The organism is Pseudomonas sp. CFBP13508 (assembly GCF_005233515.1).
GTDB classification, from domain to species: Bacteria; Pseudomonadota; Gammaproteobacteria; order Pseudomonadales; family Pseudomonadaceae; genus Aquipseudomonas; species Aquipseudomonas mercuritolerans.
In genome coordinates, this window is sequence record NZ_QFZZ01000007.1 from 245,127 (window position 1) to 266,581 (window position 21,455).

A 21,455-nucleotide genomic window follows, 5' to 3' on the forward strand; every position below is an offset into this window, starting at 1 on the left:
CTCTCCTCAGGCCGCGCCTAATTACTCGAACCAGTGGGCTCGGGCGGCCATGATCAACTTGCCGGCACGATCATCGTCAATGCCGTCGATGTCGAGCAGGTCGTCAATAGACTGCTCGGCCAGGTCTTCGCGGGTAATTACGCCGCGCACCGCCAGTTCCATCGCCAAATCCTTGTCCATACCCTCAAGCGAGAGCAGGTCTTCGGCCGGATGGGCGTCTGCCAGCTTTTCCTCAGTAGCGATGGCTTTGGTCAACAAGCGATCCTTGGCGCGAGCACGAAGCTCGTTGACGATGTCCTCGTCAAAGCCGTCGATGTTGAGCATTTCCTCCACCGGTACGTAGGCAATCTCTTCCAGGCTGGTGAAGCCTTCATCTACCAGCACCTGAGCCAGTTCTTCGTCGACTTCCAGCTCGTCGATGAAGTTGCGCAGGATGTCGCCGGTTTCTGCTTGCTGCTTAGCCTGGATGTCCGATTCGGTCATCACGTTCAGGGTCCAGCCAGTCAACTGGCTGGCCAGACGCACGTTCTGACCACCGCGACCGATGGCCTGAGCCAGATTGTCTGCGCCAACGGCGATGTCCATGGCATGGGCATCTTCGTCCACGATAATTGCCGCAACCTCGGCCGGGGACATGGCGTTGATCACGAACTGGGCCGGGTTGTCGTCCCACAGCACGATATCAACACGCTCACCGCCCAACTCACCCGATACCGCCTGGACGCGCGAACCGCGCATACCGATGCAGGCGCCTTGCGGGTCGATGCGCTTGTCCTTGGAGCGGACGGCGATCTTGGCACGCGAACCCGGATCACGGGAGGCGGCCATGACCTCGATGAGGCCTTCGGCGATTTCCGGCACTTCGATACGGAACAGCTCGATCAGCATTTCCGGCGCGGTACGCGACAGGATCAGCTGCGGGCCGCGGTTCTCGGTGCGGATTTCCTTGAGCAGCGCACGCAGACGCACGCCGACACGGAAGGTTTCGCGAGAAATGATGTCTTCACGGGCCAGCAATGCTTCGGCATTGTTGCCCAGATCGACGATCACGTTGTCGCGGGTAACTTTTTTCACGGTGCCTGAGATGATTTCTCCCAGGCGCTCGCGATAGGCGTCGACCACTTGAGCACGCTCGGCTTCGCGAACTTTCTGCACGATGACCTGCTTGGCAGTCTGTGCAGCGATGCGGCCGAACTCGATGGATTCGATTTTCTCTTCGACGACGTCACCGACCTTGGCACCAGGATGCGTTTCGGCAACCTTGCTTGGCCAGGTCTCGATGGCCGGATCGTCGAGATCATTCTCTTCGACGACCGTCCAGCGACGGAAGGTTTCGTAGGAACCGGTGTGGCGGTTGATTTCCACACGCAGGTCCACTTCGTCTTCAAAACGCTTTTTGGTAGCAGTGGCCAGAGCCAGCTCCAGCGCTTCAAAAATTACGCTTGCCGGTACACCCTTTTCATTGGATACCGACTCAACAACCAGCAGTACTTCTTTGCTCATCGTACGCCTCGCCTTTCGCAAGCCATTGGATCCGCGGGATCCGCGTCTCAGTCAAAACTGGGAATAATGTTGGCCTTGTCGATCATATCGATCGGCAACAGGAACTCGTGGTCTTCTACCTGCACCACGACGTCCTGCTCTTCTACACCGCGCAGAAGGCCCTGAAAGTTGCGTCGACCTTCGAAAGGCGAGCGCAGCTTGATCTTCACTTGTTCACCGGCAAATTTGGCAAACTGCTCAAGAGTGAACAGCGGGCGCTCCATGCCAGGCGAGGAAACTTCAAGGGTGTACTCAACGGAGATAGGATCTTCAACATCCAGAACACCGCTGATCTGACGGCTGACAATGGCGCAATCGTCCACCAGCACGCCACCCTCTTTATCGATATAAACGCGCAACATCGAGTGACGACCCTGAGCCGAAAACTCGATACCCCAGCATTCATAGCCCAGGGCCACGACCACCGGGGCCAGCAAGGCCTGCAACTCTTCTAGCTTGCTCGACACCTGAACCCCCTAGTGCATGATATGTGCATGCTTTGCAAAATAAAAAAATGGGCATAACGCCCATCCTTGAAACGCCGTCGAACAGCGGCGTTGAAAGTATCCAGCTAACAAAAAGCCCCTTAAAAGGGGCTCCTTAAACTGGTTGCGGGGGCCGGATTTGAACCGACGACCTTCGGGTTATGAGCCCGACAAGCTACCAGACTGCTCCACCCCGCGACAAAGCTGGGGCGGAAGTATACGACCGATCCCTTTTAGGGTCAATGTAACCTTCCACCTGCAAGAAAGCCCGCAACAGCGGGCTCTCCTGACTAATTGGTACCGAGAAGGGGACTCGAACCCCTACACCCTATGGGCACAACCACCTCAAGGTTGCGTGTCTACCAATTCCACCACCTCGGCAATACTACGTTTGAAACTCTTCTTACTTCTGCTCTTGAGCTGGAGGCACGTCAGTCGCTGGAGTAGCCGACTTTTGCTCTTGAAGCACCGGGACATCATCAGAAGCCGGTTGTTGCTTAGGTACTTCCAACACTGCTGGATCTGGAAGACCTGCTTGAGTCAGCTGATGAGCTTTCTCTTTAGCAAAGTAACCTAACCCCAAGCTGGTTATGAAGAAACCGGCGGCAAGTATAGCAGTAAACTTACTAAGAAAGGTAGAGGAACCTTGGCTTCCGAACACAGTATTTGAAGCACCTGCTCCGAAAGACGCGCCAGCATCCGCACCCTTACCCTGCTGCAGCAAAACCAGAGCAACTACGCCCAATGCACCCAGCAGATGAAAAACGACTACGACTGTTTCCAGCATTTTTTCAGTTTCCCGCGGCGCGACAGATCGCACCGAACTCATCTGCATTCAGGGAAGCTCCACCAATGAGCCCCCCATCGATATCCGGCATGCCGAACAGTTCGACCGCATTGGCCGCCTTCACGCTGCCGCCGTATAGAAGCCGCACACCTCGTGCGACTTCAGAATTCTCTGCCGCCAACTGCTCGCGAATGGCTTTATGCACATCCTGAGCCTGTTGCGGCGTTGCAGTCAGCCCGGTACCAATGGCCCAGACCGGCTCGTATGCAATCACTGCCCCGGCAAAGGCACCGACACCCAGCTCCTCGATGATGCTGCCCAGCTGACGCCCGACAACTTCAAGAGTTTTTCCGGCTTCGCGCTGCTCGAGGGTTTCCCCTACACACAACACCGGAATCAAGCCACATGCCTGTGCCGCTGCGAACTTGCGATTCAGCATCCCGTCTCGCTCACCCATAATCTGGCGGCGTTCGGAGTGCCCGACAAGCACCAGGGAACAACCTGCATCCACCAGTTGGCTGGGAGCAATCTCACCAGTCAACGCACCTTGCATGGCTTCCACCGCAGAATTCTGCGCGCCGACCGAAATCGACTTGCCTTTCAAGCCATCAATCACTTGATTGATATACAGGCAAGGCGGGAACACCGCGACATCAACACCGCTTGGCAAGGCCAGATGACGAAGGCCGTTGATCAGCTCAGCGACGCTGGCGCGGGTACCGTGCATCTTCCAGTTACCAGCTACCATAGGGCGACGCATGCTGCACCTCGTCGGTCAAAGTGGGCGCAGATGTTACCCAACACAATCATGGCTTGCAAGCCGTATCAGGCAGAAACTTCGGTTACCAGTTTTGCCAGCTCTTCGGCATAGCCGCGAACCTGGTTTTCGTCCTCGCCTTCGACCATGACGCGCACCAGAGGCTCTGTGCCGGACTTGCGCAGAAGCACCCGACCGCGCCCCGCCATCGCCTGGGTGACACGGGCACTGGCTTCCTTGACAGCCGGATGCTCCAGCGGGCTTTCACCGCCACCAAAGCGAACGTTGATCAGTACCTGAGGGCACTTGCGCAAAGCCTGCCGGGTTTGCGCAAGACCTTCATTGCGCGATTTCAGCGCCATCAACACCTGCAAGGCCGCGATGATCGCGTCGCCCGTGGTGGTGTGATTGAAGCAGACGACATGCCCGGAGTTTTCCCCACCTACCAGCCAATTGCGCTCTTGCAGTTCGGCGATCACGTAGCGGTCACCGACATTGGCACGAACGAACGGGATCGAAAGATCCGCCAGGGCCAGCTCGAGACCAAGATTGCTCATCAACGTACCGACGACGCCACCCTGCAACTTGCCGCGCTCATGCAGATCGCGGGCAATGATGAAAAGCAGATCGTCACCATCAACGATGGCACCGGTGTGATCGACCATCAGTACCCGATCGCCATCACCATCAAAAGCGATACCCAGGTCGGCATGCTCAGCAAGAACGGCAGCCTGCAACGGCTCCATATGCGTGGAACCGCAGTTATCGTTGATGTTCAACCCGTTCGGCTGAGCAGACAGCACGACAACTTCGGCACCCAGCTCACGGAAGACGCTCGGCGCGACCTTATAGGTAGCACCGTGGGCACAGTCGATGACGATTTTCAGACCGGCAAAATTGGTCCCGGTAGGCACGCTGCTTTTGCAGAACTCGATGTAGCGACCCGATGCGTCATTGATTCGCGACACTTTGCCGATCTTGCTCGACTCGACGACGGTCATCGGCGTATCGAGCAACTCTTCAATCATCAGTTCCAATTCATCGGGCAACTTGGTGCCTTTGCCGGAGAAGAACTTGATGCCGTTGTCGTCATGCGGATTGTGTGACGCACTGATCACGATACCGGCTTCAGCCTGGAAGGTGCGCGACAGATAGGCGATGGCCGGCGTCGGCATCGGGCCGAGCAGCATCACATCGGCACCCGCCGAGGTCAGCCCGGCTTCCAGCGCCGATTCGAACATATATCCGGAGATCCGCGTGTCCTTGCCGACCAGCACCTTGCAGGCACCCATCTTGCGGAATGCCATGCCAGCCGCCCAACCGAGCTTGAGCATGAAGTCAGGCGTGATCGGGTATTCACCAACGCGACCGCGAATGCCGTCGGTACCAAAATATTTCTTGCTCATAAGTGCTCCATCATTCTTATTCGGCTGATTCCACGGCCGCGATCATCCGCACCACATCAACGGTTTCCGCCACATCGTGAACGCGCAATATACGCGCGCCTTTAACTGACGCCAGCGCCGCCAGCGCCAAGCCCCCATGCAGGCGCTCGCCCACGGGACGGTTCAAAGCGTGGCCAATCATACTCTTGCGCGAAACACCTACCAGCAGGGGGCGACCCAGCGCATGCAGGGCCTCCATGTGCTTGAACAAGCTTAGATTGTGCTGCAGGGTTTTGGCGAAGCCGAAGCCTGGATCGAGAATGATCCGCTCGGCAGGAATGCCCGCCTGCACACATTGATCCATGCGCTCGGCGAGAAACTCAGCGACCTCCCGGGTGACATCCTGATACTGCGGATTATCCTGCATATCGCCCGGCTCGCCGAGCATATGCATGAGGCAGACGGGCAAGCCGGTTGCCGCTGCCGCATCCAGCGCACCATCGCGACGGAGCGAACGCACGTCGTTGATCAATCCGGCACCGAGCCGCGCAGTTTCGCGCATGACAGCCGGCGTTGAGGTATCGACCGAGATGATGACATCCAGCTCGCGATTGATCAGCTCGACAATCGGCGCGACGCGCTCAAGTTCCTCCAGAGGAGAGACCGCTCGCGCGCCTGGCCGGGTCGATTCGCCGCCGACATCAATCAGCGTCGCACCTGCCAGCACCATGGCTTCGGCGTGGCGCAGGGCCGCATCGAGCTGGCTGAAGCGGCCGCCGTCGGAGAAGGAATCAGGAGTGACATTGAGAATGCCCATGACATGCGTCTGGGCCAAATCAAGAACCCGGTTGCCGCAAGGCAACCGGGTCAGGGACTGAACAGAAGTCATTTCAAGCCTTAAACGTCAGCAGCCGGACCGCCAATCGGTTTTTCCGGACGCTCATCCTGCACAACAGGCGGCGGAGGCGTACCGGCGCCACCCGACCAGTCGCGAGGTTCGCGAGGTGTGCGGCCGGCCATGATGTCGTCGATTTGCTCGGCATCGATGGTTTCGTACTTCATCAGCGCATCAGCCATGGCATCCAGCTTGTCACGGTTATCCGTGAGGATCTGCTTGGCGGTGCCGTAGCACTGATCGATGATGCTGCGTACTTCGGAGTCGATCAGCTTGGCGGTCTCACCGGAGAAGCTGGCAGCCTGGCCGCCACCGCCGCGACCGAGGAACACTTCGCCCTCTTCTTCGGCATACATCAGCGGACCGAGTTTTTCCGACAGGCCCCATTTCGTCACCATGTTCCGGGCAATCTGACTTGCACGCATGATGTCGTTGGACGCACCGGTGGTCACACCATCGAAGCCCAGGGTCATTTCTTCGGCGATACGGCCGCCGTAAAGCGAGCAGATCTGGCTGATCAGCGCACGCTTGGACAGGCTGTAACGATCTTCTTCCGGGAGGAACATGGTCACACCCAGCGCACGACCGCGCGGAATGATCGAGACCTTGTACACCGGATCATGCTCAGGCACGACGCGACCGACAATGGCGTGGCCAGCTTCGTGATAAGCCGTGTTCTGCTTTTCTTTCTCGGACATGACCATGGATTTGCGCTCGGCGCCCATCATGATCTTGTCTTTGGCCAGTTCGAACTCTTTCATCTCGACGATACGCTTGCCGCTGCGGGCAGCGAACAGCGAAGCCTCGTTGACCAGGTTGGCCAGGTCAGCACCGGAGAAGCCCGGAGTACCCCGTGCGATCACTGCCGGAGCAACGTCGTCGCCCATTGGCACTTTGCGCATGTGAACTTTAAGAATCTGCTCGCGGCCACGAATATCCGGCAAGCCGACGACCACCTGACGGTCGAAACGGCCCGGACGCAGCAGCGCAGGGTCGAGTACGTCCGGACGGTTGGTCGCAGCAATCACGATGATGCCGTCATTCATTTCGAAGCCGTCCATCTCCACCAGCAACTGGTTGAGAGTCTGCTCACGCTCGTCGTGACCGCCACCCATGCCGGCGCCACGATGGCGACCCACGGCATCGATTTCGTCGATGAAGATGATGCAAGGGGCGTGCTTCTTGGCCTGCTCGAACATGTCGCGGACGCGGCTGGCGCCGACACCGACGAACATTTCGACAAAGTCGGAACCGGAAATAGTGAAGAATGGCACTTTCGCTTCGCCGGCAATCGCCTTGGCCAGCAAGGTTTTACCGGTACCCGGCGGACCGACCATCAGCACGCCGCGCGGGATACGACCGCCCAGACGCTGGAATTTGCCCGGATCACGGAGGAACTCAACCAGCTCGCCGACTTCTTCCTTGGCTTCGTCGCAACCGGCAACGTCAGCCAAAGTGGTTTTCACCTGATCTTCGGAGAGCAGGCGTGCCTTGCTCTTGCCGAAGCTCATCGGCCCGCCCTTGCCGCCTGCGCCGCCCTGCATCTGGCGCATGAAAAACATGAACACCGCGATAATCACCAGGATCGGGAAGCTGGCCACCAGGAGCTGGGTCCAGATGCTTTGCTGTTCAGGCTGCTTGCCTTCAACCACAACATGATTGTCCACCAGATCGCCGATCAGGCCATTGTCCTGAATTGCCGGACGAATGGTCTTGAAGCTGTCGCCATCGGTGCGCTTGCCGGTAATCACATAGCCGTCAACAGCTACGCGCTCGACCTTGCCATCCTTGACCTGCTGGATGAAGTCGGAATAGTTGAGGGTCTGCGGCTCGTTAGGGCTGGAGAAGTTGTTCATCACCGTCACCAGGACTGCCGCGATGATCAACCACAGGATCAGATTCTTTGCCATATCGTTCAATTAACTACCCTCTGAAGCAAGCTCCGCTACTGGCGCGCGCTTCGCATGATATTCACCGGCCTAACTTACTACATTACCTACAACTCTGGCAGGCGCCGTCTGTAACCCTTTGTGAAACACTTTCTACACAATATTCGCTTATGCCTGCAGAGCGAAATATGAAAAACCTATCGCCCTGCCGAAAAACCTTGTTTTACGCATCACCGCCGCGATAACCCCAAGCCAGCATGTACTGCTCACGGGAGCTGCCACGGGAAGAGTCTGGCTTGATCATCTGGATCTTGTCGAATTTCTTCCGAGCATCCTTCAGATAAACGTCGAACCCTTCGCCCTGGAAAATCTTGATGACGAAGTTGCCACCGGGCTTGAGGATCCGTTCCGCCAGGTCCAGCGCCAGCTCACAGAGGAACATGGCCTTGGGCATATCCACTTCGGGCGTACCACTCATATTGGGGGCCATATCGGAAATCACAAGGTCAACCTGCGAATTACCCACGGCCTCCAGGATTTCAGCGAGCACCGAGTCCTCCGTGAAGTCGCCCTGGATGAAATGCACGTCCGGAATGCTGTCCATTTCCAGGATGTCCGAAGCGATCAGACGCCCCTGGCCACCAATCAGCCGGCTGGTGACCTGCGACCAGCCACCCGGCGCGGCGCCGAGGTCGACGACGCTCATGCCCGGGCGAATGAGTTTGTATTTTTCCTGGATCTCCAGAAGCTTGTAACTTGCACGCGAACGGTAGCCATCCTTCTGCGCCTGCTTCACATAGGGATCGTTGACATGTCTTTTCAGCCAACCAAGGCTTGTCTTGGAACGCGCCATTGGGCACCTCGATGATTAGGGTCGTGATTAGTTGGGCGGATCCACGAACCCTCGGGTAAAATGGCCGCCATTTTACAGAATCCAGACGAAAGGGTCAGATTATGCCGCTCACTCCAGAGCAGAAGAAACAGTACAAATCCATCGGCCACCACCTCAAACCAGTGTTGACGGTAGCGGACAACGGTTTGACTGAAGGTGTCTTAGCCGAACTTGAACGCGCCTTGGCCGATCACGAGCTGATTAAGATCAAGCTCAATATCCTCGATCGCGAGTCGCGCCTGGCGCACATCGCCGAACTGTGCAAGGTCGGCAAAGCGGACCTGGTTCAGGTCATCGGCAAGATGGCTCTGGTCTACCGGAAGAATTTCAGCGTCAACAAGCAGCTGTCGAACGTTCATCGCTTCAAGTGATGCGCAGGGTCAAGGGTGTGCTTCGCGCACCCTGCCACTCCATCCCGGCACCGGCTGCATGACCAGCACCAGCCCGGAAAATCCCAGCACCAGATAACTGAATACCTGCCAGCGCTGCGCATCCGGCCAGCCGACACGCACGGCAACATACATCGCGCACGCGTACAAAGCCGTCAACAGCACCTGCCCGCGAAAATCCCGCCATAGACTGGCGAGGCCCTCGGCCTGTACCAGCACCAAAGCCTGAAAAATCACGCACAGAGCGGCGAACCCCACCACCAGCACTTCGAATGCACTGGCGACTTCGTCGATCAACAGCGGCGCCAGGCCGATCTGGCCCAACGCCGGCTGCAAACCGATATGAATCAACCATAGGCCACCGACCCAAAGCATCTGGGTCAACTGCCAAAGCATGGCGCCCGCATGCAGCGGGCGCCTTCTTTCAGATGTGACGAACTTCGACAATCTCGTACTCGATCACGCCGCTTGGCGTTTTGACGGCGACGACGTCACCCTCTTCCTTGCCAATCAAGGCGCGGGCCAGCGGCGAACCGACGGAGATCTTGCCGAGTTTGAAGTCAGCCTCATCCTCACCCACGATGTGGTAAGTGACGCTTTCATCAGTCTCGACGTTGGCGATCTCGACGGTGGTACCGAAAATCACTTTGCCGGTATGAGGAATGGTCGTGACATCGATGATGACCTGATTCTGAATCCGGCCCTCGATGTCACGAATACGCGCTTCGACCATGCCTTGCTGTTCGCGGGCAGCGTGGTATTCAGCGTTTTCCTTCAAGTCACCCAACTCGCGGGCCGTGCCGATGTCCTGGCTGAGCTTCGGACGGACGACCTTGGTCAGGTGAGCATGCTCCTCTTCCAGGGCCTTCGCGCCCTGAACTGTCATCGGGTACTTGGTTATGCTCATGCCTTCAATCCTGCGTGTAGATCCTGCAAGCGGCGCACGGTCTTTTCCGGACCGAACTTCAGCGCTTCGCAGATCGCTTCGCCCGCAGCGATAGTGGTGGTGCAGTAGATCTTGTGCTGCAGGGCATTGCGACGAATGGAGTACGAATCGGCGATCGATTGACGACCTTCGGTGGTGTTGATGATCAGCGTGACTTCGTCATTCTTGATCATGTCGACCACGTGTGGACGACCCTCGGTCACCTTGTTCACGCGGCGCACTTTCAGGCCTGCGGCTTCGATCAGCTTGGCAGTGCCGGCAGTGGCGACCACTTCGAAGCCCAAGTTGATCAGATCACGGGCCACGCCTGCAACCAGTGGCTTGTCGTCATCGCGCACGCTGATGAACGCGGTACCACCGGTCGGCAGCACTTCGCTGGCGCCCATCTGAGCCTTGGCGAATGCTTCACCGAAGGTGTCGCCGACGCCCATCACTTCACCGGTCGACTTCATCTCTGGGCCGAGGATCGGGTCAACGCCAGGGAACTTGGCGAACGGGAACACCGCCTCTTTCACGCTGTAGAAGTTCGGGATGATTTCCTTGGTGAAGCCGATTTCCTTCAGGGTCTTACCGGCCATCACGCGCGCAGCGATCATGGCCAGGGAAACACCGATGCACTTGGAAACGAACGGTACGGTACGCGAGGCACGCGGGTTGACTTCGATGACGTAGATGTCTTCGCCCTGCAACGCCAACTGCACGTTCATCAGGCCGACAACGCCCAGCTCCAGGGCCATTTTCTTGACCTGTTCGCGCATCTCGTCCTGGATGTGCGCCGGCAGCGAGTACGGCGGCAGCGAGCAAGCGGAGTCACCGGAGTGAACGCCCGCCTGTTCGATGTGCTGCATGATCGCGCCGATCACCACGTCTTTGCCGTCGCAGACCGCATCCACGTCCATTTCGATGGCGCAGTTGAGGAAGTGGTCGAGCAGCACCGGGCTGTCGTTGGACACTTGCACCGCGTCACGCAGGTAACGCTTGAGCTCGTCTTCCTTGTAAACGATTTCCATCGCACGGCCGCCCAACACGTAGGACGGGCGCACCACCAGCGGATAACCGATCTTCGCCGCAGCGCGAACAGCTTCATCTTCGCTACGCACAGTGGCGTTTGGCGGCTGACGCAGGTTCAGGCGCTCGACCATTTGCTGGAAGCGCTCGCGGTCTTCCGCGCGGTCGATGGCGTCAGGGCTGGTGCCGATGATCGGCACGCCAGCGGCTTCCAGAGCACGAGCCAGTTTCAGCGGAGTCTGGCCGCCGTACTGGACGATCACGCCTTTCGGCTTCTCGACGCGGCAGATTTCCAGTACGTCTTCCAGGGTTACCGGCTCGAAGTACAGACGGTCGGAAGTGTCGTAGTCGGTGGAAACGGTTTCCGGGTTGCAGTTGACCATGATGGTTTCGTAGCCGTCTTCGCGCAGGGCGAGCGCAGCGTGAACGCAGCAGTAGTCGAACTCGATGCCCTGGCCGATGCGGTTAGGGCCGCCACCCAGAATCATGATCTTGTCGCGACCCGACGGCGCTGCCTCGCACTCTTCCTCGTAGGTCGAGTAGAGGTAAGCGGTGTCGGTGGCAAATTCGGCGGCGCAGGTGTCAACGCGCTTGTAGACCGGGAACACTTCCAGCTTCTGACGGTGCGTACGCAGGTTTTTCTCGGTGACGCCCAGCAGCTTGGCCAGACGCTGATCGGAAAAGCCTTTGCGCTTGAGCTTGAACATCAGGTCGCGGTCGATCGAGGACAGACCGAGGGTCTTGACCTTCTCTTCATCCTTGATCAGGTCTTCGATCTGCACCAGGAACCACGGATCGATCATGTTCATGCCGAAGATGTCTTCGACCGACAGGCCGGCGCGGAAGGCGTCCGCCACGTACCAGATACGCTCGGCGCCCGGCACGGTCAGTTCGCGCTTGAGCACGCTCATGCTGTCCGGGTTGCTCAGATCGAGCTTCTCGTCCAGACCGCAAACGCCGACTTCCAGACCGCGCAGGGCTTTCTGCAGGGATTCCTGGAAGGTCCGGCCGATGGCCATGACTTCGCCGACCGACTTCATTTGCGTGGTCAGGCGTGCGTCAGCCTTGGCGAATTTCTCGAAGGCGAAGCGTGGCAGCTTGGTAACGACGTAGTCGATCGACGGTTCGAAGGACGCCGGGGTCTTGCCGCCGGTGATGTCGTTCGACAGCTCGTCGAGGGTGTAACCCACAGCCAGTTTGGCCGCGACCTTGGCAATCGGGAAACCGGTGGCTTTCGAAGCCAGGGCCGAGGAGCGCGAAACACGCGGGTTCATTTCGATCACGACCATGCGGCCAGTGTTCGGGCAGATACCGAACTGCACGTTCGAACCGCCGGTCTCGACGCCGATCTCGCGCAATACCGCCAGAGAGGCGTTACGCAGGATCTGGTATTCCTTGTCGGTCAGGGTTTGCGCAGGAGCTACGGTGATCGAGTCACCGGTGTGCACGCCCATCGGGTCGAAGTTTTCGATCGAGCAGACGATGATGCAGTTGTCCTTTTTGTCGCGGACAACTTCCATTTCATATTCTTTCCAGCCGATCAGCGATTCGTCGATCAGCAGCTCTTTGGTCGGCGACAGATCCAGACCACGGGCGCAGATTTCTTCGAACTCTTCACGGTTGTAAGCGATACCGCCACCGGTGCCGCCCATGGTGAAGGACGGACGGATGATGCACGGGAAACCGAGAGTTTCGAGAACCGCGTTGGCCTCTTCCATGCTGTGGGCGATGCCGGAACGCGGGCAGGCCAGGCCGATGGATTTCATCGCCTTGTCGAAACGCGAACGGTCTTCAGCCTTGTCGATGGTGTCGGCATTGGCACCGATCATCTCTACGCCGAACTTCTCCAGAACGCCTTCGCGCTCCAGGTCCAAAGCGCAGTTCAGAGCGGTCTGGCCACCCATGGTTGGCAGCACGGCGTCCGGACGCTCTTTTTCGATGATCTTGGCCACGGTCTGCCACTTGATCGGTTCGATGTAGGTGGCGTCGGCCATGTCCGGGTCGGTCATGATGGTGGCCGGGTTGGAGTTCACCAGGATGACGCGGTAACCCTCTTCGCGCAGGGCCTTGCAGGCCTGGGCGCCGGAGTAGTCGAATTCGCAGGCCTGGCCGATCACGATCGGGCCAGCGCCGAGAATCAGGATGCTTTTAATGTCTGTACGTTTTGGCATGGTTTGTCACTCAAATCCGCAGGTCAGTCGGCAAGCCGTCTTGATCGATTTCTGAAGTCCCGAAGGGGCCGCCGGAACCGGGGCCGCCCTCGCGGGCTTCTCTCTACAGTCTCAAGGCGAACGCTTAGCGTCGCTTGGCCATCTCGTTGATGAAGCGGTCGAACAGTGGCGCGACATCGTTCGGGCCCGGGCTCGCTTCAGGGTGACCCTGGAAGCTGAACGCGCTCTTGTCGGTGCGCTCGATGCCTTGCAGGGTGCCGTCGAACAGCGATTTGTGGATCGCGCGCACGTTGGCTGGCAGGGTGGCTTCGTCTACCGCAAAACCGTGGTTCTGGCTGGTGATCATCACCACGCCTGTGTCCAGATCCTGCACCGGGTGGTTGGCACCGTGGTGGCCGTGGCCCATTTTCAGGGTCTTGGCGCCGGAGGCCAGAGCCAGCAACTGGTGGCCGAGGCAGATGCCGAATACCGGCGTCTCGGTTTCCAGGACTTCCTTGATCGCCTGGATCGCGTAGTCGCATGGCTCCGGATCACCAGGGCCGTTGGACAGGAACACGCCGTCCGGCTTCAGCGCCAGCACATCGGCGGCTGGAGTCTGCGCAGGCACTACGGTAACGCGGCAGCCGCGCTCGACCAGCATGCGCAGGATGTTGACCTTGACGCCGTAGTCGTAGGCGACCACGTGATATGGCAGCTCGGAAGCTTCGATGGTCGCGTGGCTGTCGGTTTTCAGATCCCAGACAGTCGAGCGCCATTCGTATTGGGTCTTGGTGCTGACGACTTTCGCCAGGTCCATGCCCTTCAGGCCCGGGAAGCCTTGCGCAGCGGCGATGGCCGCTTCTTCGGAGATGTTGTCGCCGGCCATGATGCAGCCGTTCTGAGCGCCTTTTTCACGCAGGATGCGGGTCAGGCGACGGGTGTCGATACCGGCGATTGCCACAACATTGTTGGCTTTCAGGTAATCGGACAGGGACATCGTGTTACGCCAGTTGCTCGCTACCAGCGGCAGGTCACGGATGACCAGGCCAGCGGACCAGACGCGGTCGGACTCGGCGTCTTCCGGCGTAGTGCCGGTGTTGCCGATGTGCGGATAAGTCAGGGTAACGATCTGTTGGGCGTAGGAAGGATCGGTAAGGATTTCCTGATAGCCGGTCATTGCGGTGTTGAACACCACCTCACCAACGGTCTGACCGTCGGCTCCAATGGCTTCGCCGCGAAAAATGCTGCCATCAGCAAGGGCGAGTATGGCTGGCTTAGTCAAGAAGACCTCCCGTAAATAACGCATGAAAGGGCAATCGCAGGTTGTAAAAAAGCGGAGTGACGTATGGACACGTCACCCCGCTTCTTCACTGAAATTATTCTGCGCGCTTTTAGTGGACACACTAAAGCTGTAGCTTACAGAAAAGGGCGTTTTTGGTCCACCGCTAAAGAGCCTTAAAGGCCGGAGAATGCGACAGGTCGTCGCCAAGCGGTAAAAACCGGCGCAAAACGGGACGTTTGCGCCGGGTTCAGCAACGACTCAACGCAGGTCGAGCACGTCTTGCATGTCGTACAGGCCCGGCTCGCGACCGTCCAGCCACAGCGCTGCACGCACCGCGCCCTTGGCGAAGGTCATACGGCTCGATGCCTTGTGGGTGATCTCGACGCGCTCGCCATCGGCAGCGAACAGAACAGTGTGGTCACCGACGATATCGCCGGCACGCACGGTAGCGAAACCAATGGTTTCACGCTCACGCGCCCCGGTCTGGCCTTCACGACCGTACACAGCGACCTTCTTCAGATCACGCCCCAGTGCATCGGCAATCACTTCACCCATGCGCACCGCCGTACCGGACGGAGCATCGACCTTGTGGCGGTGATGGGCTTCCATGATCTCGATATCGACATCGTCGCCCAGCACGCGCGCAGCGGTGTCGAGCAGCTTCAGGCAGAGGTTGACGCCGACGCTGAAGTTGGCGGCGAAGACGATCGGAATGTCCTTGCCCGCCTCGGCCAGCAATTGTTTCTCTTCAACACTGAAACCGGTGGTGCCGATGATCATCGCCTTGCCGTGTTTGCGGCAGAACGCGAGGTTCTTCAGAGTCACGGTCGGGTGAGTGAAGTCGATCAACACATCGAACTCTTCAGCCACACGATCCAGATCACCGGACAGTGGAACGCCGATACGACCCAGCGCTGCCAGCTCACCGGCATCCGCACCGACCAGCGTGCTGTCGGGACGATCGACCGCCGCCGTCAGACCGGCACCCGGCGTCTGCTGCACTGCTTCAATCAGGGTCTTGCCCATGCGCCCGGCGGCGCCCATCACTGCAATACGTCGCATGCCGACTCCTTACAAATCGCCGAAGAAACGCTTCACACCGTCGAACCAACCGGTGGTTTTCGGCGAGTGGCTGTTGTCGTCGGCCAGGGAGCTGCGGAATTCTTCCAGCAGTTCACGCTGACGACGGTTGAGGTTGACCGGCGTTTCCACAGCGACACGGCACATCAGGTCGCCGGCACCGCCGCCACGCACTGGCGCAACGCCTTTGCCGCGTACACGGAATTGCTTGCCGGTCTGCGTGCCTTCGGGGATTTTCAGTTTGACGCGACCGTCGAGGGTCGGAATCTCCAACTCACCGCCCAGTGCAGCGTCGACGAAGCTGATCGGCACTTCGCAGAACAGATGCTTGCCGTCACGCTGGAAGATGTCGTGTTCGCGCACATTGATCACAACGTACAGGTCGCCAGTCGGCCCGCCCTGAGTACCTGCCTCGCCTTCGCCGGACAGACGAATGCGGTCGCCAGTATCAACACCGGCAGGCACTTTGACCGAGAGGGTTTTGTACTCTTCGACACGACCGTCGCCGTGGCAGGAGTCGCACGGATCGGAAATGATCTTGCCCTGGCCATGGCACCGCGGGCAGGTCTGCTGCACCGAGAAGAAGCCCTGTTGCATGCGCACCTGGCCGATGCCGCCGCAAGTCGGGCAAGTCGTCGGCGAGGATCCCTTCTTGGCGCCGGAGCCATCGCACGGCTTGCAGTTGACCAGTGTCGGAACGCGGATATTCACCGACGTACCGCGCACCGCTTCTTCCAGATTCAGCTCCAGGGTGTAGCGCAGATCGCTGCCACGCTGAGCGCCGCCACGGGCACCGCCGCGACCGCCACCGAAGAAATCACTGAAGACATCACCGAAGATGTCCGAGAAGTTCTGGCCACCGAAACCGGCACCGCCGCCGCCCATGCTCGGATCGACGCCGGCATGACCGTACTGGTCGTATGCCGCGCGCTTGCTGGCATCGGACAACACTTCATAGGCCTCATTGGCCTCTTTGAATGCTTCTTCCGAAGCTTTGTCGCCGGGATTACGGTCGGGGTGGTGCTTCATGGCCAGGCGGCGATAGGCCTTCTTCAGGTCCGCTTCGCTCGTGCCCCGCTCGACACCCAATACTTCGTAATAGTCACGCTTTGCCATAAGTTCTTTGCACTCTTAAGGACGTTCGGCAAACCCCTCCTGAGCCTCGCCAAACTCGTTGAGCCCATTAAGGCCCGGACCCAACTCACGTCAATTCAACGATCCTGGTCTTGATTGATGCGGTATCTGCGGCGCGAAAAGCAGGAGCATTCCCGGCCATACCACCAACACGCGAGCGTTGTCGCATGCTGTAAAAATTCACGTATTCCAGATACGCCAACGCGGGAGGCAAGCTCCCGCGCGGCGACATCCTACCAGTCACCGCCGCAAGGCAGTCAACCGGGCGACCAACAACTTACTTGTGGTCTTTGACTTCTTCGAACTCGGCGTCGACAACGTCGTCAGCCTTCTCAGCCGACTCGCCTTGCGGGGCCGCGCCATCAGCTGGCTGAGCCTGTTCGGCGTACATCTTCTGAGCAACCGGAGCGGAGACTTTCGACAGCTCTTCAACCTTGGCTTCGATGGCAGCCTTGTCGTCGCCTTTGACAGCGGCTTCCAGAGCAACCACTGCAGCTTCGATTGCAGTCTTCTCTTCGGCGGTGACCTTGTCGCCCGCGTCAGCGACCATCTTGCGAGTCGAGTGCACCAGTGCATCACCCTGGTTACGGGCAGCGGCCAGCTCTTCGAACTTGCGGTCTTCCTCGGCATTCGCCTCGGCGTCACGCACCATGCGCTCGATTTCTTCGTCGGACAGACCGGAGTTGGCCTTGATCACGATCGACTGGGTCTTGCCGGTAGCCTTGTCTTTCGCGCCGACGTGCAGGATGCCGTTGGCGTCGATGTCGAAGGTCACTTCGATCTGCGGCACGCCACGTGGAGCTGGTGGAATGTCGGCCAGGTCGAACTTGCCCAGCGATTTGTTCTGTGCGGCTTGCTTGCGCTCACCTTGCAGAACGTGAATGGTCACAGCGCCCTGGTTGTCGTCAGCAGTCGAGAACACTTGCGATTTCTTGGTAGGAATCGTGGTGTTTTTCTCGATCAGCGCAGTCATCACGCCACCCATGGTTTCGATACCCAGGGTCAGCGGACTGACGTCGAGCAGCAGCACGTCTTTCACGTCACCGGCCAGAACAGCGCCCTGGATCGCAGCACCCATGGCAACGGCTTCGTCCGGGTTGACGTCTTTACGTGCTTCTTTACCGAAGAAATCGGTAACCAGCTTCTGTACCAGCGGCATACGAGTCTGACCACCGACCAGAATCACGTCGTTGATCGCGCTGACGTCGATACCGGCGTCTTTCATGGCAATGCGGCAAGGTTCGATGGTGCGCTGAACCAGGTCTTCAACCAGTGCTTCGAGCTTGGCACGCGAGATTTTCACGTTCAGGTGCTTAGGACCGGTCGCGTCTGCAGTGATGTACGGCAGGTTGACGTCGGTCGACTGAGCGGACGACAGCTCGATCTTGGCTTTCTCAGCGGCTTCTTTCAGACGCTGCATCGCCAGCGGGTCACCTTTGAGGTTCATGCCGCTTTCTTTCTTGAATTCGTCAACGAGGTAGTCGATCAGACGAATGTCGAAGTCTTCACCGCCGAGGAAGGTGTCACCGTTGGTGGCCAACACTTCGAACTGGTGCTCGCCATCAACTTCAGCGATTTCGATCACGGATACGTCGAAGGTACCGCCACCCAGGTCGTAAACGATCACGGTGTGATCGCCCTTGGCCTTGTCCATACCGTAAGCCAGAGCCGCTGCGGTTGGCTCGTTGATGATACGTTTTACGTCCAGACCCGCGATGCGGCCCGCGTCTTTGGTAGCCTGACGCTGGCTGTCGTTGAAGTAGGCCGGAACGGTGATCACCGCTTCGGTCACTGCCTCGCCAAGGTAGTCTTCGGCGGTCTTCTTCATCTTCTTCAGAATTTCAGCCGAGATTTGTGGCGGTGCCATTTTCTGGCCGTTCACTTCTACCCAGGCATCGTTGTTGTCAGCCTTGACGATCTTGTAAGGGACCATCTGGATGTCTTTCTGCACAACTTCTTCGTCGAAACGACGACCGATCAGACGCTTTACCGCGTACAGGGTGTTGTGCGGGTTGGTTACAGCCTGACGCTTGGCCGACTGACCTACCAGAATTTCGCCATCGTTGGCGTAAGCGATGATCGACGGCGTGGTACGCGCGCCTTCAGCGTTTTCAATAACTTTGGCTTTGCCGTTTTCCAGCACGGAGACGCAGGAGTTGGTAGTCCCCAGGTCGATACCGATAATTTTGCCCATGTTCACTCTCCCGAAACTTTGGATTTTGTTGCCGCAGCAGTGGTGGCTGACTGCGGTAGCACTTAAACGCTTGACTTCTAAATGGGGGCCTTGCGGCTAATTTCAAGCCTGCTCGTCAATCGAAGGCGAAACCGGTGCCGGCGCCTTGCTGACCACGACCATCGCCGGGCGCAGCAGGCGACCATTGAGCTGGTAGCCCTTCTGGAAAACCTTCAACACGCTGTTCGGCTCGACGTCGGCACTTTCCTGCATGGCCATCGCCTGATGGTGAACGGCGTTGAACGGTTCGCCATGCGGATCGATCGCTTCAAGCTGGTAGCGCTTGAGGGTGTCGTGGAACATTTTCAGGGTCAGCTCGATGCCTTCGCGCATCGGGCGGATGCTTTCGTCGTCCGGGCTCGACAGCTCAAGGCCGCGCTCCAGGCTGTCGACGATCGGCAGCAGGTCGCTGGCAAATTTCTCAAGGGCAAACTTGTGCGCCTTCTCGACGTCCTGCTCGGCACGGCGGCGAACGTTCTGCAGATCGGCAGCAACACGCAGAGACTGATCCTGCGCGGCGGCCAATTGCTCTTCGAGCACTTGCACACGGGTCGCCAGGTCGTCACCCGAACCTTCGGGCGCCTGATTGGCATCTGGGTTTTGCGTATCTACTGTCTGTTCGTCAGCCATAGAATTCTCCTTTCAATTTCGTCCGCGAGCCTGACTCGCGCTTCTGCCCCGATATATGGGGCCGCAAAATCAGGCTTCAAGGGCTGGAATCGATTGTCCTTACAAAAAAGTGCTGATTAGTCATTCTTGAATGCGCTAAGAAAACTTTTCCTTCAAGCAAATCGAGCTAAGGGAGGGCATTGTCAGGCCTGAACAAAACACTGTATAAATAACCAGACCTCAAGCCTGGGAGCGGCCTTTATGCTGGTGCACCTGTCCGTACACAACTACGCCATCGTTGAACATCTCGATCTCGAACTTGATCGCGGGATGAGCGTGATCACAGGGGAAACCGGCGCCGGCAAGTCGATCATGCTCGACGCCCTGGGCCTCACCCTCGGCGATCGCGCCGACAGCGGCGTGGTACGCCCGGGTGCCGACAAGGCCGACATTCTCGCCACCTTCGATCTGGCTGACATTCCTGAAGCCAGCGCCTGGCTGGCCGAGCGCGATCTGGAAAACGACGGGCCGTGCATCCTGCGCCGGGTCATCACCTCGGAAGGTCGTTCGCGCGGCTATATCAACGGCACACCCTGCCCGCTAGGCGACCTTAAAGCCTTGGGCGAGCTGCTGATCGATATCCACAGCCAGCACGAACATCAGTCGCTGCTGAAGACCGACACCCATCGCCGCCTGCTTGACGAGTACGCCGGTGCCACCGATCTGGCGCGTCAGGTGCAACTGGCCGCACAGCGCTGGCGCCAGACTCGCCAGGAACTGGAGCGCCTTTCCAACTCCGGCGACGAACAACGCGCACGCCATCAACTGCTCAGCTATCAGCTCGAAGAACTGGAAAACCTCGGTCTCGGCGAAAACGAACTGGAGCAACTGGAGCAGGAACACAAGAACCTGACCAACGCCGAAACCTTGCTGGGCATTTGCCGGCAAGTGGTCGAGCAATGCAGCGAAAGCGACTCCGGCAATGTGCTGAATGCGCTGACCGCCAGCCTCAATCGACTTTCCAGCGTGAACAGTTCGGTGGGTGCGCTGGGTGAAGCCAGCAGTCTGCTGACCAGCGCACAGATCCAGGTGGAAGAAGCGGTTGGTGAGCTCAATCGCTTCCTCGACAATTTCGATGCCGACCCGGCTCGCCTGCAATACCTCGAAGAACGTCTCGACGCTATCTATACCCTGGCACGCAAACACCGGATCCAGCCGACCGAAGTCGGCGAGATGCAGCAGAAGCTGCTGGATGAAATCGAGACCCTCAACGCCAATGACGAATCGATCGAGCGCCTGGGTGAGGAACTGGCGTCCTATGCCCGCCACTATCAAGAGAAAGCGCGCGAGCTGAGCGACCTTCGTCATCAAGCCGCCGGCAGCCTCGCCAGTGCGGTGGAGCAGGAAATCCAGCGCCTGGGCATGCCCGGCGGCCGATTCACCATCGAACTGAAAGCCAACAGCAGCGACGAGTTGCTGCCAAACGGGCTGGAACAGGTCGAACTGCTGGTCAGCGCCAATCCCGGCCAACCGCTCAAGGCGCTGGCAAAAGTCGCCTCCGGTGGTGAGCTGTCGCGGATCAGTCTGGCAATTCAGGTCATTACCGCCCAGACCTCCCGCGTGCCGACGCTGGTATTCGACGAAGTGGACGTAGGTATCGGCGGCCCGACTGCGGAGATCGTCGGCCAGTTACTGCGCCGTCTCGGTGATCGCGGCCAGGTCCTGACCGTGACGCACTTGCCGCAAGTGGCGGCGCAAGGGCATCAGCATCTGTTCGTGCATAAGGTCCGTGACGAGAAGGCGACTCACACCGCCGTCGCAAAGCTGAGCAAGAACGAGCGCATCGAAGAAGTCGCGCGCATGCTCGGCGGCATCGATCTGACCAAGGAGTCTCTGGCCCACGCGAAAAAAATGGTGGTGACCGCCAAGGCCTGACAAACGGTAGAAAGCACGAAGGCGACCCTTGGGTCGCCTTCGTTCGTTTCGCGAATG

18 protein-coding genes and 2 tRNA genes are annotated in these 21,455 nt (G+C 58.8%); 2 read left to right on the forward strand and 18 right to left on the reverse strand.

All coding sequences use genetic code 11. From position 1 onward, the window contains the following. Positions 1-21: 21 nt before the first annotated feature. The 10 genes from nusA to rlmE form a co-directional block, all read right to left on the reverse strand. Complete coding sequence (gene nusA / locus PspCFBP13508_RS20460) at positions 22-1,503, reverse strand: transcription termination factor NusA (RefSeq protein WP_024011569.1); 1,482 nt, start codon at positions 1,501-1,503, stop codon at positions 22-24. Positions 1,504-1,550: 47 nt separating this feature from the next. Next, a complete protein-coding gene (rimP, locus tag PspCFBP13508_RS20465; protein WP_007973115.1) occupies positions 1,551-2,009 on the reverse strand; it encodes a ribosome maturation factor RimP in 459 nt (152 codons plus the stop codon). A 139-nt stretch (positions 2,010-2,148) separates the two neighbouring features. Next, positions 2,149-2,225: transfer RNA gene (locus PspCFBP13508_RS20470), tRNA-Met, on the reverse strand. 97 nt (positions 2,226-2,322) lie between these two features. Continuing rightward, positions 2,323-2,408, reverse strand: a tRNA-Leu gene (locus PspCFBP13508_RS20475). A 22-nt stretch (positions 2,409-2,430) separates the two neighbouring features. Continuing rightward, positions 2,431-2,814 (reverse strand): preprotein translocase subunit SecG, encoded by a 384-nt coding sequence (gene secG / locus PspCFBP13508_RS20480; RefSeq protein ID WP_016771756.1) that lies wholly within the window; start codon positions 2,812-2,814, stop codon positions 2,431-2,433. A 4-nt stretch (positions 2,815-2,818) separates the two neighbouring features. Then, positions 2,819-3,574, reverse strand: coding sequence for a triose-phosphate isomerase (gene tpiA, locus PspCFBP13508_RS20485; RefSeq protein ID WP_137215530.1), 756 nt, complete (start codon positions 3,572-3,574; stop codon positions 2,819-2,821). A gap of 65 nt (positions 3,575-3,639) precedes the next feature. Further along, the gene (gene glmM, locus PspCFBP13508_RS20490; RefSeq protein ID WP_130910361.1) at positions 3,640-4,977 is read right to left on the reverse strand and encodes a phosphoglucosamine mutase; all 1,338 of its coding nucleotides are present in this window, start codon (positions 4,975-4,977) and stop codon (positions 3,640-3,642) included. 16 nt (positions 4,978-4,993) lie between these two features. Next, positions 4,994-5,845 carry a dihydropteroate synthase gene (gene folP, locus PspCFBP13508_RS20495; protein WP_137215531.1) on the reverse strand — a complete coding sequence of 284 codons (852 nt, stop codon included), beginning with the start codon at positions 5,843-5,845 and terminating at the stop codon, positions 4,994-4,996. An 8-nt stretch (positions 5,846-5,853) separates the two neighbouring features. Next, positions 5,854-7,761, reverse strand: a complete 1,908-nt coding sequence (gene ftsH, locus PspCFBP13508_RS20500; RefSeq protein ID WP_137215575.1) for an ATP-dependent zinc metalloprotease FtsH — start codon at positions 7,759-7,761, stop codon at positions 5,854-5,856. A gap of 202 nt (positions 7,762-7,963) precedes the next feature. Next, positions 7,964-8,593: a 23S rRNA (uridine(2552)-2'-O)-methyltransferase RlmE gene (gene rlmE / locus PspCFBP13508_RS20505; protein WP_016771760.1), complete on the reverse strand. Its 630-nt coding sequence runs from the start codon at positions 8,591-8,593 to the stop codon at positions 7,964-7,966. Positions 8,594-8,694: 101 nt separating this feature from the next. Here rlmE and PspCFBP13508_RS20510 point away from each other — a divergent pair, with 101 nt between their 5' ends. Next, positions 8,695-9,003, forward strand: coding sequence for a YhbY family RNA-binding protein (locus tag PspCFBP13508_RS20510; RefSeq protein WP_003221534.1), 309 nt, complete (start codon positions 8,695-8,697; stop codon positions 9,001-9,003). Between the two features lie 9 nt (positions 9,004-9,012). On the opposite strand, the gene PspCFBP13508_RS20515 is transcribed toward PspCFBP13508_RS20510, so the two are convergent. From PspCFBP13508_RS20515 to grpE, 8 genes are all read right to left on the reverse strand, one after another. Next, a complete protein-coding gene (locus tag PspCFBP13508_RS20515) occupies positions 9,013-9,417 on the reverse strand; it encodes an MFS transporter (RefSeq protein WP_130910359.1) in 405 nt (134 codons plus the stop codon). A gap of 28 nt (positions 9,418-9,445) precedes the next feature. Further along, positions 9,446-9,922, reverse strand: a complete 477-nt coding sequence (gene greA, locus PspCFBP13508_RS20520; RefSeq protein WP_137215576.1) for a transcription elongation factor GreA — start codon at positions 9,920-9,922, stop codon at positions 9,446-9,448. Positions 9,923-9,924: 2 nt separating this feature from the next. Then, positions 9,925-13,146: a carbamoyl-phosphate synthase large subunit gene (carB, locus tag PspCFBP13508_RS20525; RefSeq protein WP_016771764.1), complete on the reverse strand. Its 3,222-nt coding sequence runs from the start codon at positions 13,144-13,146 to the stop codon at positions 9,925-9,927. Between the two features lie 124 nt (positions 13,147-13,270). After that, the gene (gene carA, locus PspCFBP13508_RS20530; RefSeq protein WP_016771765.1) at positions 13,271-14,407 is read right to left on the reverse strand and encodes a glutamine-hydrolyzing carbamoyl-phosphate synthase small subunit; all 1,137 of its coding nucleotides are present in this window, start codon (positions 14,405-14,407) and stop codon (positions 13,271-13,273) included. A gap of 258 nt (positions 14,408-14,665) precedes the next feature. Then, positions 14,666-15,469: a 4-hydroxy-tetrahydrodipicolinate reductase gene (dapB, locus tag PspCFBP13508_RS20535; protein WP_137215532.1), complete on the reverse strand. Its 804-nt coding sequence runs from the start codon at positions 15,467-15,469 to the stop codon at positions 14,666-14,668. A gap of 9 nt (positions 15,470-15,478) precedes the next feature. Then, complete coding sequence (dnaJ, locus tag PspCFBP13508_RS20540) at positions 15,479-16,603, reverse strand: molecular chaperone DnaJ (protein ID WP_016771767.1); 1,125 nt, start codon at positions 16,601-16,603, stop codon at positions 15,479-15,481. A 295-nt stretch (positions 16,604-16,898) separates the two neighbouring features. Next, positions 16,899-18,815, reverse strand: coding sequence for a molecular chaperone DnaK (gene dnaK, locus PspCFBP13508_RS20545; protein ID WP_024011565.1), 1,917 nt, complete (start codon positions 18,813-18,815; stop codon positions 16,899-16,901). 102 nt (positions 18,816-18,917) lie between these two features. Next, a complete protein-coding gene (grpE, locus tag PspCFBP13508_RS20550; protein ID WP_039759570.1) occupies positions 18,918-19,484 on the reverse strand; it encodes a nucleotide exchange factor GrpE in 567 nt (188 codons plus the stop codon). A 240-nt stretch (positions 19,485-19,724) separates the two neighbouring features. On the opposite strand from grpE, the gene recN reads away from it, so the two are divergent. Beyond that, positions 19,725-21,398 carry a DNA repair protein RecN gene (recN, locus tag PspCFBP13508_RS20555; RefSeq protein WP_137215533.1) on the forward strand — a complete coding sequence of 558 codons (1,674 nt, stop codon included), beginning with the start codon at positions 19,725-19,727 and terminating at the stop codon, positions 21,396-21,398. The last annotated feature ends 57 nt before the right edge of the window (positions 21,399-21,455 follow it).

What these genes read in the sequence shown, in the direction of transcription:
- dapB (WP_137215532.1), bottom strand. Translation starts at nt 15,469, where the DNA reads ATGCGACGTATTGCAGTGATGGGCGCCGCCGGGCGCATGGGCAAGACC.
- glmM (WP_130910361.1), bottom strand. Translation starts at nt 4,977, where the DNA reads ATGAGCAAGAAATATTTTGGTACCGACGGCATTCGCGGTCGCGTTGGT.
- tpiA (WP_137215530.1), bottom strand. Translation starts at nt 3,574, where the DNA reads ATGCGTCGCCCTATGGTAGCTGGTAACTGGAAGATGCACGGTACCCGC.
- nusA (WP_024011569.1), bottom strand. Translation starts at nt 1,503, where the DNA reads ATGAGCAAAGAAGTACTGCTGGTTGTTGAGTCGGTATCCAATGAAAAG.
- carB (WP_016771764.1), bottom strand. Translation starts at nt 13,146, where the DNA reads ATGCCAAAACGTACAGACATTAAAAGCATCCTGATTCTCGGCGCTGGC.
- secG (WP_016771756.1), bottom strand. Translation starts at nt 2,814, where the DNA reads ATGCTGGAAACAGTCGTAGTCGTTTTTCATCTGCTGGGTGCATTGGGC.
- dnaJ (WP_016771767.1), bottom strand. Translation starts at nt 16,603, where the DNA reads ATGGCAAAGCGTGACTATTACGAAGTATTGGGTGTCGAGCGGGGCACG.
- PspCFBP13508_RS20510 (WP_003221534.1), top strand. Translation starts at nt 8,695, where the DNA reads ATGCCGCTCACTCCAGAGCAGAAGAAACAGTACAAATCCATCGGCCAC.
- dnaK (WP_024011565.1), bottom strand. Translation starts at nt 18,815, where the DNA reads ATGGGCAAAATTATCGGTATCGACCTGGGGACTACCAACTCCTGCGTC.
- grpE (WP_039759570.1), bottom strand. Translation starts at nt 19,484, where the DNA reads ATGGCTGACGAACAGACAGTAGATACGCAAAACCCAGATGCCAATCAG.
- ftsH (WP_137215575.1), bottom strand. Translation starts at nt 7,761, where the DNA reads ATGGCAAAGAATCTGATCCTGTGGTTGATCATCGCGGCAGTCCTGGTG.
- PspCFBP13508_RS20515 (WP_130910359.1), bottom strand. Translation starts at nt 9,417, where the DNA reads ATGCTTTGGCAGTTGACCCAGATGCTTTGGGTCGGTGGCCTATGGTTG.
- folP (WP_137215531.1), bottom strand. Translation starts at nt 5,845, where the DNA reads ATGACTTCTGTTCAGTCCCTGACCCGGTTGCCTTGCGGCAACCGGGTT.
- rlmE (WP_016771760.1), bottom strand. Translation starts at nt 8,593, where the DNA reads ATGGCGCGTTCCAAGACAAGCCTTGGTTGGCTGAAAAGACATGTCAAC.
- recN (WP_137215533.1), top strand. Translation starts at nt 19,725, where the DNA reads ATGCTGGTGCACCTGTCCGTACACAACTACGCCATCGTTGAACATCTC.